Annotated in this window: 10 protein-coding genes; 4 read left to right on the top strand and 6 right to left on the bottom strand. The window is 73.5% G+C overall.

Translation table 11 applies throughout. From position 1 onward, the window contains the following. Nucleotides 1–368: 368 nt before the first annotated feature. Nucleotides 369–929, bottom strand: coding sequence for a MarR family winged helix-turn-helix transcriptional regulator (locus ACSLTV_RS01990; RefSeq protein WP_432139078.1), 561 nt, complete (start codon nucleotides 927–929; stop codon nucleotides 369–371). A 163-nt stretch (nucleotides 930–1,092) separates the two neighbouring features. On the opposite strand from ACSLTV_RS01990, the gene ACSLTV_RS01985 reads away from it, so the two are divergent. Then, on the top strand, nucleotides 1,093–2,352 hold the full coding sequence (locus tag ACSLTV_RS01985; RefSeq protein ID WP_435611506.1) for an MFS transporter: 1,260 nt from the start codon (nucleotides 1,093–1,095) through the stop codon (nucleotides 2,350–2,352). A gap of 17 nt (nucleotides 2,353–2,369) precedes the next feature. Here ACSLTV_RS01985 and ACSLTV_RS01980 read toward each other — a convergent pair whose 3' ends face one another. The 3 genes from ACSLTV_RS01980 to ACSLTV_RS01970 all read right to left on the bottom strand — a co-directional run bounded on the left by ACSLTV_RS01980 (nucleotide 2,370) and on the right by ACSLTV_RS01970 (nucleotide 6,527). Continuing rightward, the gene (locus ACSLTV_RS01980; protein WP_432139077.1) at nucleotides 2,370–3,182 is read right to left on the bottom strand and encodes a class I SAM-dependent methyltransferase; all 813 of its coding nucleotides are present in this window, start codon (nucleotides 3,180–3,182) and stop codon (nucleotides 2,370–2,372) included. Nucleotides 3,183–3,216: 34 nt separating this feature from the next. After that, nucleotides 3,217–4,854: an ATP-binding SpoIIE family protein phosphatase gene (locus tag ACSLTV_RS01975; RefSeq protein ID WP_432139076.1), complete on the bottom strand. Its 1,638-nt coding sequence runs from the start codon at nucleotides 4,852–4,854 to the stop codon at nucleotides 3,217–3,219. Nucleotides 4,855–5,096: 242 nt separating this feature from the next. After that, nucleotides 5,097–6,527 (bottom strand): NAD(P)/FAD-dependent oxidoreductase, encoded by a 1,431-nt coding sequence (locus tag ACSLTV_RS01970; protein WP_432139079.1) that lies wholly within the window; start codon nucleotides 6,525–6,527, stop codon nucleotides 5,097–5,099. A 333-nt stretch (nucleotides 6,528–6,860) separates the two neighbouring features. Here ACSLTV_RS01970 and ACSLTV_RS01965 point away from each other — a divergent pair, with 333 nt between their 5' ends. Continuing rightward, nucleotides 6,861–7,619: a TetR family transcriptional regulator gene (locus ACSLTV_RS01965; protein WP_432139075.1), complete on the top strand. Its 759-nt coding sequence runs from the start codon at nucleotides 6,861–6,863 to the stop codon at nucleotides 7,617–7,619. 354 nt (nucleotides 7,620–7,973) lie between these two features. Beyond that, entirely contained in the window at nucleotides 7,974–9,896 is a 1,923-nt protein-coding gene (locus ACSLTV_RS01960; protein WP_435611501.1) for a sigma-70 family RNA polymerase sigma factor, read from the top strand. Between the two features lie 41 nt (nucleotides 9,897–9,937). Here the strand turns inward: ACSLTV_RS01960 and ACSLTV_RS01955 are convergent, their stop codons facing one another. Then, nucleotides 9,938–10,192 (bottom strand): hypothetical protein, encoded by a 255-nt coding sequence (locus ACSLTV_RS01955; protein ID WP_435611500.1) that lies wholly within the window; start codon nucleotides 10,190–10,192, stop codon nucleotides 9,938–9,940. Next, nucleotides 10,189–12,309 (bottom strand): asparagine synthase-related protein, encoded by a 2,121-nt coding sequence (locus ACSLTV_RS01950; RefSeq protein WP_432139072.1) that lies wholly within the window; start codon nucleotides 12,307–12,309, stop codon nucleotides 10,189–10,191. Before ACSLTV_RS01950 ends, ACSLTV_RS01955 begins: the two co-directional genes overlap by 4 nt. 703 nt (nucleotides 12,310–13,012) lie before the next feature. On the opposite strand from ACSLTV_RS01950, the gene ACSLTV_RS01945 reads away from it, so the two are divergent. Further along, nucleotides 13,013–14,437: an MFS transporter gene (locus ACSLTV_RS01945; protein ID WP_432139071.1), complete on the top strand. Its 1,425-nt coding sequence runs from the start codon at nucleotides 13,013–13,015 to the stop codon at nucleotides 14,435–14,437. Nucleotides 14,438–14,551 lie beyond the last annotated feature (114 nt).

Here is a 14,551-nt window from a genome sequence, read left to right as displayed (position 1 = left end):
TCCGATTTCCTCGGTGCTTTCCAGGCCCCCGCTTTTTCTTCGCGGTTTCCCTTCCGGCGTTTCCGACTCTATCAGATCCTTTCGGCGTCTGATTCCCAGTCAGAGGGGGTTGCCTTCCCGGCTGTTGGGCCGTTCCGACGTCCCAAACCTTAGCGGATCCGCCCCGGGAGTTCCTAATCGAGCCGCCGGAGCCCTGTCGAATTGAATTCGGACACGCCGAAGGCAATCCCATAGGGAGATCGTGCTGGTGGTTTGAGGTGCCGCTTCGAGCGGCGGAGGTGCTACCGGAGAACCGTTACGGCTCGGCGGCAACCCGAAGAACCCTACGGATCAGGCAGGGGCGTGTCAAGCGCCCCTTGTCAAGATCTTTAATCGAGGTCGCTGAGGCGCCCGCCGGCGTCCGGCTGGGCGTCCTCCACGCGGCGCAGCAGCCGGGTGAGGGCTTCGCCGAGGGTGGTGCGCTCGTCCGGGGAGAGGTCCTGCAGCAGGTCCTCCTCGAAGACGGACGCGAGACGCATGGCCTCCAGCCACTTCTCGCGGCCCTCGGGGGTCAGCTCGACGATGACGCGGACCCGGTTGGTCTCGTCTCGTTCCCGGTTCACCAGGCCCTCGGTGACCATGCGGTCGATCCGGTGGGTCATCGCGGCCGGTGTGAGGCCGAGGCGCTTGGCGAGGTCACCGGGGCCCATCCGGTAGGGCGCCCCGGACAGGACGAGGGCCTTGAGGACCTCCCAGTCGGCGTTGCTGATGCCGAGGGCGGCGGTCTGACGGCCGTAGGCGACGTTCATACGGCGGTTCAGCCGGGACAGGGCCGAGACGATCTTCTCCACCTGGGGGTCCAGGTCCCGGAACTCGCGCTGGTAGGCGGCGATCTGCTCTTCGAGGGTCGGCTCGCCGTCGATGCCGATGCTGTCGGGTGTGTCGGCCATGGCCGCCAGTATCGCATGAGGTCGTTGGCGTCAAAGTTCTTCGAGGTGTAGAGTTTAGCTTTGAAATTTAGCTTTGAAGTCTTCGGTTCTAAGTCCTTGAGGTCTGTCGGGCTGTCGGGGACGTCTGAGAGAGGTGAACGTGACCAGGGAGAAGGGCGCGGCGATGCGCCGGATCCACGTGGGCAACGCGCTCAGCGCGTTCGGGCTCGGCTTCACCGTCCCCTACCTGTACGTCTACGTGGCGCAGGTGCGGGGGCTGGGGGCCATGACGGCGGGGATGGTGCTCGCCGTGTTCGCCGTGGCAGCGCTGATCGTGCTGCCGTTCGCCGGCCGGGCGATCGTGCGGCGCGGCCCGCTCCCGGTGCTGCTCACCGCCCTGGTCACCGCCGCCGTGGGCGCACTCGCGCTGGGGCTCGCCGGTAGCGCCGCGGCCGTACTGACCGCCGCGGGCGCGCTGGGCGCCGGGCAGGCCGTGATGCAGCCGGCGCTGGCGACGATGATCGTGGACTGCTCGGCGTCGGAGACGCGGTCGCGGGCGTTCGCGACGCAGTTCTTCCTGCAGAACCTCGGGCTGGGGGTCGGTGGGCTCATCGGCGGGCACCTGGTGGACACCAGCCGGGTGTCGTCCTTCACCCTGCTCTTCGCGATCGAGGCGGCGATGTTCCTGCTGCTGGTCGTGGTGATGACGACGGTCCGGATGCCGCACGCTCCCCGCGTCGGGGACGCCCCTCGGTCGGCCGGGGGCAGCTGGCGGCAACTGGTCGGCAACCGCGCCATGGTGCAGCTGTGCGTGCTGGGGTTCGTGCTGTTCTTCGCCTGCTACGGGCAGTTCGAGTCGGGGCTGGCGGCGTACGGCGTCGAGGCCGCCGGGATCTCGACGTCCGCAATGGGGACCGCGCTGGCCGCCAACACCGCGGTGATCGTCGTGGCGCAGTTCCTGGTGTTGCGGTTCGTCGAGCGGCGCAGGCGGTCGCGGGTGATCGCGAGCGTCGGGCTGATCTGGGCCGTGGCGTGGGGCGTGGCCGGGTACGCGGGTCTGGGGCACGGCAGCCAGGCCATGGCGACGGCGGCGTTCGTGTCGACGTACGCGCTGTTCGGGCTCGGTGAGGCGATGCTGTCGCCGACGCTCGGTCCGCTGGTGGCGGATCTGGCGCCGGAGGGCATGGCGGGTCAGTACAACTCGGCGTTCGCCCTGGTGAAGCAGCTGGCGCTGGCGGTGGGGCCGGCGGTCGGCGGGCCGTTGGGGGCCTCGCTGCACGGGGCGTACGTCGTGACGTTCCTGTTGTTCTCGTTCGGCATCACGGTGCTGGCGCTGCGGCTGGGCCGGCGGCTCACCGCCGTGCAGGACCATCCGTGGCGGGCGCGGAACCGGGTCGTCGCGCGGGGTGGGGCCGCCGTGGAGCCGGTGGCCAGCACGTCCTGAGCGACGGCCCGGCCGGGTCAGCGTTCGGCCGTGGCGAGCAGGGCGGTGAAGGGGAGGCGGGCCGTGCCGTCGGGCTCCAGGTAGTCGGCCATGCGGGTGGTGAGGTCGGCGCAGGCGCGGTCGAAGGTCTCGGGGCCGGCGGCGGTGAGGGACCGGGTCCAGGGCACGGAGGTCATCTGGCCGGGGATCCAGTCGGTGAGAACGGGTGTGACGACCTCCCGGGTGAGCTGTCGGACGGTGATGTTCCGAAGTCCGGCGGCGGTGAAGGCGTCGGTGAGGGACCCGGTGTCGCAGGAGAACGCTCCGGCGGCCGCCACCACGTCCTCGGGTGCGGCGTACTCCTCGATGACCTCGTACTGGACGGCGAAGTAGGGGCAGCGTTCCATGGCGGCCCAGACGGCGAGCGCGAGCCGTCCGCCGGGGCGCAGGACCCGGGCCGCCTCGGCGACGGCGGCGGACAGGTCGGGGAAGAACTGGGCGCCCTGGTTGCAGAGGACGGCGTCGAAGGACGCGTCGCCGTAGGGGAGGGTGTCGGCGGGCGCCTGGGTGAACTCGATGTCGGGGTAGAGCCGGGGGGCCTTGGCGGCGGCCAGCTTGAGCATGTCCGGGTTGATGTCGGCGGCCGCTACGTGGCCGGTGGGGCCTGCCTGGGCGGCCGCCGCCCGGGCGACGAAGCCGGTGCCGCAGGCGAGGTCGAGGACGTGGGCGCCCGGTGAGAGGTCCACGGCGTCGAGCAGGGCGTCGATGAAGGGCCTCATCAACGGCGCGATGTACCGCTCGTAGCGTTCGGGGGCGTTTCCCTGGAGCTGGAATCCGCTGTCGTTGCGCATGGGTCATGCTCCTAGCACTCCCGCGGCGGGTCGCCTAGGTGGCGCGTGGGAGTGCGAACTCGCACCACACTGCTTTTCCGCCACCCGGCGTGCGCCGTGCGCCCCAGTTGGCGGCGATGGTCGCGACGATGGCGATGCCCCGGCCCGACTCGTCACCGGGTTCCGCCTGCCGTCGCCTCGGCAGGTGGTCGTCACCGTCGGTGACCTCGATGATCAGACGGCGGTCGGTGCGGCGCAACCGCAGCCGCATGGGCGGGGTGCCGTGCTGGAGCGAGTTGGCGACGAGTTCGCTGGCCGCGAGGACGCCGAGGTCGTGCAGGTCGACCGGGAAGCGCCAGCTGGTGAGGACGCCGGAGGCGAAGGCACGCGCGCGTGGGGCGGCCTCCACGCCGCCGAGGAGTTCCAGGGCGGCGTTGCGGAAGAGTTCGCCGTCGGTGCCGGAGCGGGCGGGCTGCTGGAGGACGAGGACGGCAACGTCGTCGTCGTGGTCGGCGGTGACGCCGGTCGAGCGCAGCAGGCGGTCGCAGACGACCTGCGGGCTGCCGGTGGCTCCGGCGAGGGCGCCGGCGAGGGTGCTGATGCCTTCGTCGAGGTCCGCGTCACGGCGTTCGACGAGGCCGTCGGTGTAGAGGACGGCGGTGGAGCCGGGGCCGAGGGGCATCGATCCCGAGGTGTGCATCCAGCCGCCGGTACCGAGGGGCGGGCCGGTGGGTTCGTCGGCGCGCCGTACGGTGCCGTGCTCGTCGCGGACCAGGATGGGCAGGTGGCCGGCGGAGGCGTACACCAGCCGGCCCTCGTTGGGGTCGTGGACGGCGTAGACGCAGGTGGCGATCTGGTTGGCGTCGATCTCGGTGGCGAGGCCGTCGAGGAGCTGCAGCACTTCGTGCGGGGGCAGGTCGAGGCGGGCGTAGGCCCGGACGGCGGTGCGCAGCTGGCCCATGACGGCTGCGGCGCGCACGCCGCGGCCCATCACGTCGCCGATGACGAGGGCGGTGCGGCCGCCGCCGAGGGTGATGACGTCGTACCAGTCGCCGCCGACGGCGGCTTCGGTGCCGCCGGGCTGGTAGGTGGCGGCGACGCGCAGGTCGTCCGGTTGTTCGAGCTCCTGGGGCAGCAGGGAGCGTTGCAGGGTGACGGCGGTCTCGCGCTGGCGGCGCTCGCTGGCGCGCAGGCGGGCGGCGGCCTCGGCGTGGTCGGTGACGTCGGTGGCGAACACCAGCACCGCGCCGTCGCCGTCGACGGGGGTGCAGGTGAACGTGTAGGAGCGGCCGTCGGGTGCCTTGCGGGACTTCAGGGTGCGCGGTCTGCCGCTGCGCAGGGCCTGGTCGAGCAGGGGCATCAGACCGAGGTCGCGCAGTTCGGGGAGGGCCTCTGCGGCGGGTTCGCCGGGCGGGCGCATGCCGAAGGCCGCTTCGTAGGCGTCGTTGACGTAGGCGAGGCGGTGGTCGGGGCCGTGGACGAGGGCGACGAGGGCGGGGACGCGGTCGAGGACGTCCCGGACGGGGAGTTCGTCGAGGGCGGGGACGGGGGGCGGTTCGTCGGTGAGTTGTTCCGCGCGGGCCGCGGGGACGGAACCTTCGCCGCGCCGGTCGGGGGTGGCCGGGTGTTCGGCCCGCGCGGCAGCGCGGCGCTGTGTTCCGGGGAGCCGGGCGCTCCAGCGCGTGAAGTTCACGAATCCTTGCCTCGTGGTAGTCGTCGTCGGCCGGCTCCGGGCGCGGCCTGCGGTCCGGGGCCGTGGGGTGGTGGGCGCGGCACCCGGGGACGCGGCACTTGGGAACAGCCTCGTAGGTCGCGGGACGGGTGGGTGGCCCGCCGGGCTCGGGGAGCGGTGGTGAGCAGTCTGGCAGTGCGGCCGTCCGGGCCGACAATCGTCAGACGCCGGGGCGGCCGGTGGAGTTCCTGGATCGGGTAGGTCTACTCCTTCGAGTCGTTCCCGGTGGGTTTCCCCGGGTTGTGAGAAGGCTTTCCACCGGCAGCCAGTTCGAACTCCGCGCGGGGATGTTCGAGTGAACCGAGGGAGACGATCTCTCGTTCGAAGAGGCCCGACAGGGTCCATTCCGCCAGGACGCGGGTCTTGCGGTTCAGGGTGGGCACGCGGCTGAGGTGGTAGGCGCGGTGTATGAACCAGGCGGGGTAGCCCTTGAGGGTGCGTCCGCGGATCCGGGCGACGCCCTGGTGGAAGCCGAGGGAGGCGACGGAGCCGGTCTGGCGGTGGGCGTAGGGCCGCAGGGGTTCGCCGCGCAGGGAGCGGGCGATGTTGTCGCCGAGGAGCCGGGCCTGGCGGACGGCGTGCTGGGCGTTGGGCGCGGTGTGGCGGCCGGGTTCGGGGGCGGTGACGTCGGGTACGGCGGCGGCGTCTCCCGCCGCCCACGCGTGCGGGGTGCCCTCGACGGTGAGCTCGGGGGTGCAGCGGAGCCGTCCGCCCTCGGTCAACGGGAGGTCGGTGGCGGCGAGCAGGGGGTGGGGCCGGACTCCTGCGGTCCACACGATCGTCCGGGTGGGGAAGCGGGAGCCGTCGCTGAGGGTGGCGACACGGTGCAGGCAGGACTCCAGACGGGTGCCGAGGCGTACGTCGATGTTGCGGCGGCGCAGTTCGCTGACGGTGTAGCGGGCGAGGCCGGGGCCGACCTCGGGAAGGATGCGGTCGGTCGCCTCGACGAGGATCCACTTCATGTCGTCCGGCTGGACGTTGTGGTAGTGGCGGGCGGTGTAGCGGGCCATGTCCTCCAGCTCGCCGAGGGCCTCCACTCCGGCGTAGCCGCCGCCGACGAAGACGAAGGTGAGGGCGGCGTCGCGGATCGCCGGATCGCGGGTGGCGGAGGCGATGTCCATCTGCTCGATGACGTGGTTGCGCAGGCCGATGGCCTCTTCCACGGTCCGGAAGCCGATGGCGTGCTCGGCGAGGCCGGGGACGGGCAGCACGCGGGCGACGGATCCGGGGGCGAGGACGAGTTCGTCGTACGGCAGTCGGGCGGGGGCGGCGCCCTCCCCGTCGGTGGCGAGGGTGGTGAAGGCCGCGGTGCGCGCGGCGTGGTCCACGGCGGTGACCTCGCCGACGACGACACGGCAGTGCGGCAGGATCCGGCGCAGGGGGACGACGACGTGCCGGGGGGAGAGGGAGCCGGCGGCGGCCTCGGGGAGGAACGGCTGGTACGTCATGTAGGGGTCGGGAGTGACGAGGGTGATCTCGACGACGCCGCACCTAAGTTCGCTTTTCAACTTCCTCTGGAGTCGCAGGGCCGTGTACATCCCGACGTAGCCCCCGCCGACAACGAGAATGCGCGCAGGTTCCTTCACCGTCCCATGACGCACCCGGCACCGTTGTTTGTCCACAGCCACGACCATTTGTGTGACCGCGCGCGGTATTCGGCCGGGGATGGCCGAAACGGTGGTGCTCACGACAGTTCCGCAGGTCAGGCGAGGTGCACTGGGGGATGGTCGGGGGTGCAATCGGGACGTACACGACCCGTACTCCGATCGGGGGGCGCTCCGTGCGGAACCTCCCCCTTCTGAATTGACTGTCTCTCAACTATGTTCGTGTCCACGGGGTGTAGGGGGAAACGCGCTTCGGATCCGCAGACGGGCGGAACCGAGGGGCGCGAGCCCGGTTCCACGCGCCCCGGCATTCGATGGCGGGGAGAGTCTCCGGGGGGAGACGTCATTACCGGGGGAACAGTCATGCACATTCAGGATTCTCATTGGTCGTCCGCGTCCACTCTCGCCTCGGGCGGGGCGGTGAGCGCGGCCTTGGGCAACGCACGGGAGGTGTCGCGGACGACGCCGTTGCGCGTGGACGCGCAACGCAATCTGGAGCACGTCCTGAGGGCGGCGCGCGAAGTGTTCGGCGAACTGGGGTACGGCGCGCCGATGGAGGACGTGGCGCGGCGCGCCCGGGTCGGGGTCGGCACGGTCTACCGGCGCTTCCCCAGCAAGGACGTCCTGGTGCGGCGGATAGCCGAGGAGGAGACCTCACGGCTGACCGAGCAGGCGCGCGCGGCCCTGGGCCAGGAGGACGAGCCCTGGTCGGCGCTGTCGCGCTTCCTGCGCACGTCCGTGGCCTCCGGCGCGGGCCGGCTGCTGCCGCCCCAGGTGCTGCGCGTCGGCGTCGCGGAGGACGCCGAGACCGTCGGCGACGAGGCGCGGGTGCCGCAGCAGCGCACCCAGCCGGGCGGTGGGGAGCTGCGGCTGGTGCCGGACGGCGGTGGGCCGGCCGGCGCGGACGACGGCGGGGTGTCGGCGCTGCTCGACGTCGTGGGCCGACTCGTCGAGCGGGCCCGGGCGGCGGGTGAACTGCGGCCGGACGTGTCGGTCTCGGACGTCCTGCTGGTCATCGCCACGGCGGCGCCTTCGCTGCCCGACGCCGCACAGCAGGCGGCCGCGTCGGCACGCCTGCTGGACATCCTGCTGGAGGGGCTGCGGTCGCGGCCGACGGTCTGACGGCCAGGGCGGGACGGGAATCCACCCGTTCCCGCCCGGCCCGCCGGTCCTGGCCGGTCACGCCGCTCCTGGTCCGTCACGCCGGTACCGGTCCGCCCTGGCCCGTCCCGCCGGTCCTGGCCGTCCTGGCCGTCCTGCGGGACGGAAGTCGGCTGTAGAGCCGCTTTCCTGCCACCTCGCGCCCCGCGCACACCACGTGCTCCCTTCCCCGTTCGGGTGAGGGCCGTTACGGCTCCACGAGAAGTCCGCTCGGACGAGTGGACGGCCGGTACTGGACGGCTCCGGCCGAAAGACGATGTGGCAATCTGACCCGGTGGTCGGGACGGGTTGGGCAGGCGGCGGGGGCTGTGCGCGATGAGCGTTGACGGGCGAGACGAGTCGGTCGGTGACGCCGAAGCCGAGGCCGACGGCCCGACCTCTCCGCAGGTACCCAGTCAGGGCGGCCGCGTGGCCACCCCCTTCGAAGCCGGCGTCCCGGCGCAGCGGGAACGGCACGAGGACGGCATCCTGCCGCCGCCCCGGGAGCGGCCGCCGTCCGACGCCGACCTGATCGACCGGATGCGCTCCGGCGACGACACGGCCTACGAGGAGCTGTACCGCCGCCACGCCGACGCCGTACGCCGCTACGCGCGCACCTGCTGCCGGGACGGCCACACCGCCGACGACCTCACCGCCGAGGTGTTCGCCCGCATGCTCCAGGCGGTGCGCGGCGGCTCCGGCCCCGAGCACGCGGTCCGCGCCTATCTGCTGACCTCGGTGCGGCGCGTCGCCGCGCACTGGATCCAGTCCGCCAAGCGGGAACAACTCGTCGACGACTTCGCGGTGTTCGCCGCCCAGGCCGCCAGGTCACCGCAGACCGCCGACGGCGACACCCTCGAACTCGGCGCCGATGTGCGCGCCCTGCACGAGGCCGAGCAGTCCATGGCCATGCGGGCCTTCCGGTCGCTGCCCGAGCGCTGGCAGGCCGTGCTGTGGCACACCGAGGTCGAGGACGAGTCGCCCAGCGAGGTGGCGATGCTCTTCGGGCTCGACGCCAACGGCACCCGGGTGCTCGCCAGTCGCGCCCGCGAGGGCCTGAAGCAGGCGTATCTGCAGGCCCATGTCAGCGCCAGCCTCACCGACGACCAGGAATGTGCCCGCTACGCCGACCAGCTCGGCACCTACGCCCGCCGCCGGCTGCGGGTGCGCGCCGAGCGGGGGCTGCGCAAGCACCTGGAGGAGTGCGCCCGCTGCCGGCTGGCCGCCGCGCAGATCGAGGAGGTCGCCGGCAGCATCCCGGCCGTCGTACCCGTGGCGGTCATCGGCTGGTTCGGCGCCGCCGGATACGCCAAGGCGCTCGGGCTCATCGCCGGCGGGGCCGGGGCAGCGGGTGCCGCGGGCGCGGCCGCCGCGGCGAGCGGCGGCGCCTCCGGCGGGGCCGCGGCCTCGGAAGGGCTGGGAGCACCCGTGAAGGCCGGTATCGCCGCGGGCACGGTCGCGGTGGCGGCGGCCGCGGTGGCCCTGGCGCTGATCGGTGACGACAGCCCCCGGCGCCCGACGGTGGCCCGGCCGACGGTCTCGGCACCGGCGGTGGCGCCCGAACCGGCGCCGCCGAGCCCCGCCCCGACGGTGCCGGAACGGCCGGCCGGGCCGGTGGTGGTGGCGGGTCCCGGATCCACGCCGACGCCCGAGCCGGTCCTGCGGCGCGCCTCCGCGCCCTCCTCCGCGCCCTCCTCCGCGCCCTCCTCCGCCCCGCCGCCGCGTCCTTCGCCCACTCCTCCCCCGAGCCCCGTACCCACGCCTGCGGTCACGCCGCCGCCCCCTCCGACTCCGTCCCCGACACCGCCGGCCGCTCCCCCGCCGCCCGACGTCTACGAACTCAGCGAGCTGGCCTTCGACACCACCGGCGACGGCAGCGGGCCCGAGATCCGACTGGCCGGCAGCAGCTGGGTCTGGCAGCGCCAGGGCGTGTCCATCGCCGACGAGCGGTACGCGCGCGGGGTCACCGTCCACGGCGACTCCTCCGTCACCGTCGACCTGAACCGCGCGTGTTCCTCCTACGACGCTCTGGTCGGCGTCGACGACCTCACCCTGAAGCTCGGTCAGATGTACTTCTCCGTCTGGGCCGACGGCGTCCGGCTGTGGCGCTCCGGCCGGATCAAGGGCGGCGACGCGGCGGTGCCGGTCCATGTGGACCTCACCGGCCGCAGGACCGTACGGCTGGTCGTCGAGCCGCACAGCCACTTCGACTGGGCGGCGCTCGGGGACTGGGCGGAGTCCAAGTTCACCTGCGCCTAGGCGCAGGTGCCTGGTCGGTGGGCCGTCGGTGCCGCCGCCGGTTACCGCCGGATGTCCGGGAGGGTCAGGCCGGTGCCCCGCACGCGCTCGGTGGCGTTGCGCTCGGGGCGCAGAGCCTCGCGGGCGACGGTGCGGCCGTCGGCCTGGGTGCTGCTGCGCGCCCGTCGTGTCCGCTGCTCGTGGCCGGCAGGGCGGGTGCGGGCGGCCCGCCCCGGACCGGGCGCGGGAGCCGCGCGGCCGGCCGCCGCCCCGCCTCTCCGGGGCGCGGCCCTGCGGCACAGGCCCCTGGGGCTCAACCCCCGGAGGACAGCGCGGTGCGCAGCGGGGCTATCCCCGCCGGCACCGCACGCGCGCGTGCGGGTGTTCCGGTCCAGCAGGTGCCCCGGCGGGCGAGCAGCCGGCCGAGCCAGAGCTCCAGGGAGACAAGATCCGCGAGGCCGTCCAGGGGCAGCTGCTCGCCGGAGGCTGCGCCGCGCAGTGCCTTGCGGACGACCCGTGCCTCGACCAGGCCGGCCTGCGCCAGCAGCGGCGTGTCGAACAGGCCGAGCAGGGGGTCCGCGGCCAGGCGCAGCCCGGCCCGCGCGGCGGCCGTCGCGGAGGCCTGGGAGGGTGCTCCCCACCCGGGCGGCAGGTCGGCCACCCCGGCCCCCTTCAGGACCGTGCTCAGGATCGCCGCGCGGGCCCCGGGCCGCACCCGCAGGGTCTCCGGCAGGGTCCGGCAGGCCCTCACCACCTGGTTGTCGAGGAACGGCGCGTGCAGCCGCTGGAAGCGCACCTCCGCGGCCTGTTCGAGGATGCGCAGATCGGCCGCGTACCGGGCGAGAGCCGCCCGCGCGCGATAGTCGCCGGGTCGTTGCCCGGGCCCCACACCGGCCGCCGCGTGCGTCGCCGCGCTCTGCAGCCGAACCGATACTTCGGCGAGCGCCTCCCCGGTCAGCCAGCGGGCGGCCGGTCCCGGCCCGCCCCAGGTCAGCGCGGCCAGGGACGCCCCGACCGCGCCACCGGGGTCGTCGAACCGGCGGTCGAGGAGCCGCTCGGCGAGGCTCTCCACACCCGACCGGTACGGCGTACGGGCGAGCCGACGGGCCGCGCCGTACACGCGCGCGGGGACGAGCACCGAACCGTCCGCCTTGGTCAGCGCGGCGACCGGCCGTACGAGATGGCGGCGCTTGCGGTCCATCAAGAGGTCGGCCAGGCGGGCCGGGTGGGCGTCGAGGACCTGGCGGGCGCCGTGTCCGGTGAAGTGGTCCGCGCTGCCGGCCGCGAGCCGCGCGCGGTGGCGGGCGGCGGTCACCAGGCTGGGACCCGGTTCGTCCGTCAGCGGGCCGTCCAGGTCTGCGTACGGCAGGGTCTCCTCGCCGCCGGTGACCACGACGTGGTGCAGGCGGGGGTTGGTCGCGAGAGTGCCGGCCCGTTCCAGTTCGTCGGTGTCGTGCCCGCCGACGGCCAGGTCGTTGAAGGTGACGGCCAGGAGGCGTTCGCCGGCACCGGTGCCGTGACCGAGCACGGTGCCGGGCATGCCCGGCAGGCCCGCCGCGAGCAGCGCCAGGGTCGCGGAGGCCGGTCCGCCGGAGAGGTCGGCACCGATGCCCGGCGCCGGCATGCCGCGTGCCGCCCGCCGGTCCGCGGGCCCCATGCCGGGTACCGGGCCGGGGTCCATGTCGGCGCCGGGGACGTGCCGGGGAGCCGACATACGCGCGCGTACCGCCTCGACGAGCGCGTCGCGCACCCCGTCGACCGCGCTGTCGGGGTCGGCCGGCGGGGCGGCCACGGCGAGGGAGGCGACGGGCTCGTAGCCGGCGATCTCGCGCGCCCCCGCGCGCAGGATCAGCGCATGCCCCGGCGGAATGCGTCGCACGCCGTCGTACGGGGTGGAGCCGTAGAGGGCGGCCGGTACGTCGGGGGCGGCCAGCAGGGCGGCGAGATGGACGTAGTCGAGGTTGGCCTCGATGAGGTCGGCGAGGGGCAGCGCGGCGGTCGCGTACGCCGTACCTCCCGCCCACGGGGTGTAGAACACCGGCCGTGCGCCGGCCAGGTCGCCGCAGACGGTGACCCTGCGGCCGACCTGGACGACGGCCGTATAGCTGCCGGACCAGGCGGTCAGGTGGCGCAGTGCGCCCCCGCGCGCGGCGAGCAGTCCGACGCGCAGCTGTTCGTCGGAGGCACCGCACATGCCGAGGACCGCGATGCGGGTCCGGTCGTCGGCCCTGACCACGCGGACCTCGTCGGGGCGCCAGTCGCCCACCGCCCACAGCGGGTCGGGATCGCCCCACAGCAGCTGGGAGCCCACGGGCTGCAGCGTCTCGCCGTCCGGGCCGACGGCACCGCCGCGCCCGTCGTGGAGCGCGCCGCCGCCGAGTCCGCCGTGGTCGCGGCCGTCGGCGGTGCTGCTCCATCCCACCAACCACCGCATCGACGCCTCCACATGCCGTGGACAACCAGTGCACCGTACGAACGGTTCACCATGCTGCCACGAAGAAGGCGCCCCGGAGGGCAGGCGGGTCGGCTTGTGATCCGGGGAGTGCGCCCGCGCAAAGGGGTGCACGCGGGGGAGTGCGCCCGCGCGTACCCCCGCCACCTCGACGCGAATGCGCCCCCGGTAGGCTCCCCGAAAACACCCTGCGTGCCCTCGATTTGTATGGTGGGAGGCGTTTTCCACCACGGAACACAGGGTCGATTTTCGGCCAATTCCCGTGTCTGATCGTCTTGTCGGTCGGCCGTCAGGCCGTGTTCGCACACGCTCCGTGCACACCGGAACGGACTGGTCCGCGCGCCGGCCCGGGAGGCGGAGACCACCCCCCGGACCGCTCCGCCGCCCGCGGGGATGGAGGCGGCGGTGTCCCCCAGCCCACCGGATCCAGTACAGCGGGCCGACCCACGCAGAGCCATGGAACCGCTCCCCGGATGGCCGGAGAAGAGCGCACGCGCAGGCGCACGGCCACACAGCGGGAGCACACCGCGACGGACCGTGCCGAGAGCCGCACTTCAGTACGGACCACAATCCCGCCAACCGGAACAATGCCCCTTAACGCTTGGGATGCGGCGAACTACGCTGGGTTTACGAATGCCGCGTGGTTATGCCAACGCGGCAGCCGTCTGTGTCGAGGGGTGGCGCAATGTCCAGGGAGCAACGCGGGCCGAACGAAAAGCTCGGCGCCGTTCTCGCCCTCGCGGGAATCAGCAACGCCGGACTCGCACGGCGCGTCAACGACCTTGGCGCCCAACGCGGGTTGACACTGCGCTACGACAAGACGTCGGTGGCGCGCTGGGTGTCGAAGGGCATGGTTCCGCAGGGTGCAGCACCGCACCTCATCGCGGCCGCGATCGGCCAGAAGCTCGGCCGGCCGGTGCCGCTGCACGAGATCGGCCTCGCGGACGCGGACCCCGCGCCGGAGGTCGGCCTCGCCTTCCCCCGCGACGTCGGACAGGCGGTGAAGTCGGCGACCGACCTGTACCGGCTGGATCTGGCCGGGCGCCGGGCCGGCTCCGGCGGCATCTGGCAGTCCCTGGCCGGATCGTTCGCAGTAAGCGCGTACGCGACGCCCGCCTCACGGTGGCTGATAACCCCGGCCGACAGTTCGGTGGCCCGTGAGGCGAACCCCGCCGAGGGTTCCGGCGCACCGATCAAAGTCGGCCACAGCGACGTGCGCAAGCTCCGGGAAGCGGCCGAGGACGCCAGGCGCTGGGACTCCAAGTACGGGGGTGGCGACTGGCGTTCGTCCATGGTGCCCGAATGCCTGCGCGTCGAGGCGGCGCCGCTGCTGCTCGGCTCGTACTCCGACGAGGTCGGACGGGCGCTGTTCGGCGCCAGTGCCGAACTGACCCGGCTGGCCGGGTGGATGGCCTTCGACACCGGCCAGCAGGAGGCCGCCCAGCGCTACTACATCCAGGCGCTGCGTCTGGCGCGGGCGGCGGCGGACGTACCCCTCGGCGGCTACGTGCTGGCGTCCATGTCCCTGCAGGCCACCTACCGCGGCTTCGGCGACGAGGGCGTCGACCTGGCGCAGGCCGCCCTGGAGCGCAACCGGGGACTGGCGACCGCCCGCACCATGAGCTTCTTCCGGCTCGTCGAGGCGCGGGCACACGCGCGTGCGGGCGACGCGCAGGCGGCGGGGTCCGCGCTGAAGGCGGCCGAGGGGTGGCTGGAGCGGGCCCGGGACGGGGACGCGGACCCCTCGTGGCTCGGGTTCTACTCCTACGACCGGTTCGCCGCCGACGCGGCCGAGTGCTACCGGGACCTGAAGGCGCCGCGCCAGGTACGCAGATTCACCGAGCAGGCGCTGTCCAGTCCGACGGAGGAGTTCGTGCGCTCGCACGGACTGCGGCTGGTGGTGTCGGCGGTCGCCGAGCTGGAGTCGGGGAACCTCGACGCGGCCTGCGAGCAGGGGGTGCGCGCCGTGGAGGTGGCCGGGCGGATCTCCTCGGCGCGGACGACGGAGTACGTCAAGGACCTGCTGCACCGGCTGGAGCCGTACGGGGACGAGCCACGGGTGGTGGAGCTGCGGGAGCGGGCCAGGCCGCTGCTCATGACTCCCGCGTAGCCTTCCCGGCGTCCGGCCGTCGCGCACGTCGCGGGGACTGCCGGACGCGAGGCTCGGTCACGCGGTCGCCCGCATCCCGTGCGCGGCGCGGCCGGAACCCGCGTTTGAACGCGT

It is taken from the genome of Streptomyces sp. bgisy159 (assembly GCF_965341775.1).
In the GTDB taxonomy this organism is placed as follows: domain Bacteria; phylum Actinomycetota; class Actinomycetes; order Streptomycetales; family Streptomycetaceae; genus Streptomyces.
The sequence above is the reverse complement of the archived record's forward strand: the minus strand, read 5'-3'. Positions and strand labels throughout refer to the sequence as shown.

Excerpts from the sequence above, each read along its gene's own strand:
- ACSLTV_RS01990 (WP_432139078.1), bottom strand. The coding sequence starts at position 929 with ATGGCCGACACACCCGACAGCATCGGCATCGACGGCGAGCCGACCCTC.
- ACSLTV_RS01985 (WP_435611506.1), top strand. The coding sequence starts at position 1,093 with ATGCGCCGGATCCACGTGGGCAACGCGCTCAGCGCGTTCGGGCTCGGC.
- ACSLTV_RS01980 (WP_432139077.1), bottom strand. The coding sequence starts at position 3,182 with ATGCGCAACGACAGCGGATTCCAGCTCCAGGGAAACGCCCCCGAACGC.
- ACSLTV_RS01970 (WP_432139079.1), bottom strand. The coding sequence starts at position 6,527 with ATGGTCGTGGCTGTGGACAAACAACGGTGCCGGGTGCGTCATGGGACG.
- ACSLTV_RS01965 (WP_432139075.1), top strand. The coding sequence starts at position 6,861 with ATGCACATTCAGGATTCTCATTGGTCGTCCGCGTCCACTCTCGCCTCG.
- ACSLTV_RS01960 (WP_435611501.1), top strand. The coding sequence starts at position 7,974 with ATGAGCGTTGACGGGCGAGACGAGTCGGTCGGTGACGCCGAAGCCGAG.
- ACSLTV_RS01950 (WP_432139072.1), bottom strand. The coding sequence starts at position 12,309 with ATGCGGTGGTTGGTGGGATGGAGCAGCACCGCCGACGGCCGCGACCAC.
- ACSLTV_RS01945 (WP_432139071.1), top strand. The coding sequence starts at position 13,013 with ATGTCCAGGGAGCAACGCGGGCCGAACGAAAAGCTCGGCGCCGTTCTC.